The organism is Oleiphilus sp. HI0125 (assembly GCF_001635355.1).
In genome coordinates this window covers 1-1,379 of record NZ_LWGF01000797.1, presented here as the reverse complement: position 1 = coordinate 1,379, position 1,379 = coordinate 1, and the positions used below count along the sequence as shown (strand labels likewise).

Genomic DNA, 1,379 nt, shown 5'->3' with positions numbered 1-1,379 from the left:
TCATAAGTATGAGGAAGCTAAGCACGACTTCGATATTCATGGTATCTCTGCAGACGATGTTGAAATAGACGTGCCAAAAATGATGGGTCGTAAAGAAACCATCGTTAAAAACCTTACTGGTGGCGTTGGTATGCTCTTTAAGGCGAATGGCGTAACGTCCATTCACGGTACTGCAAAAGTGCTAGCAGGTAAGAAAGTTGAAGTGACAGATAATGATGGGAAGGTTTCAAGCTATGAGGCTGAAAACGTTATTATCGCAACGGGATCTAAGCCTATTGAGATTCCGCCAGCCCCTATAACTGAGGGGTACATTGTTGACTCAACGGGCGCTCTCGAATTCACAGAAGTTCCAAAACGAGTTGGTGTGATTGGCGCAGGCGTTATTGGCCTTGAGCTAGGCAGCGTTTGGGCTCGTCTTGGATCGGAAGTTACGGTTCTGGAAGCTCAGGACACGTTTTTGAGTGCTGTTGATCAACAAATCGCAAAAGAAGCGCTAAAGCAGTTTAAGAAGCAAGGCCTCGATATTCGTCTTAAATCTATGGTTCAAGGTACAGATGTTAAGCGCGGTCTCGTGAACGTTCAGTACAAAGATGCTAAAGGCGATCAAGAACTTAAAGTCGATAAGTTAATCGTTGGAGTTGGTCGAGCTCCTGTTACCGATGGTTTGTTGTCTCCAGATAGTGGTATCAATTTGGATGAGCGCGGTTTTATCTATGTTGATGATCATTGCCAGACTGATGTGCCCGGTGTCTATGCGATCGGTGATGTTGTTCGCGGTCCAATGCTTGCGCACAAAGGTTCTGAAGAGGGCGTCATGGTTGCCGAGCGTATTGCTGGTCAAAAGACGCAGGTCAATTACGATATTATTCCGGGTGTTATTTATACGCACCCAGAACTAGCATGGTGTGGTCAAAATGAAGAGCAGCTCAAAGCTGATGGCGTTCCATACAATGTTGGTATTGCACCTTTTGCTGCAAGCGGCCGAGCGATGGCGACAAACGCGACGGCGGGAATGGTTAAAATTCTTGCGCATGAAGAAACGGATCGCATTCTAGGAGTGCATATCATTGGACCTAGCGCATCTGAACTTATTGCCCAAGCTGTGATCGCGATGGAATTTGGTTCTAGTTCTGAGGACCTTGGTTTGACAATGTTTGCGCACCCTACGCTTTCTGAATCTGTGCACGAGGCGGCTTTAGCTGTTTCAGGACACGCTATTCACGTAGCAAACAGAAAGAAACGCAAATAATACATAATTTAGATTCGCCTATAAGTATAGGTGTTAACTAGGGGCAGGTTTGTGGTGTTAGTCGTACGCCTGCCGCTCACTCATTAATACAACGGAATAAGCTATGAACTTACATGAGTATCAGGCAAAG

General features: G+C 45.8%; 1 protein-coding gene. It reads left to right on the top strand.

What is annotated here, in order from left to right:
* Nucleotides 1–1,249 (top strand): dihydrolipoyl dehydrogenase (lpdA, locus tag A3762_RS12740; RefSeq protein WP_068755891.1); only part of this gene is annotated, 1,249 nt, incomplete at its 5' end.
* Nucleotides 1,250–1,379 lie beyond the last annotated feature (130 nt).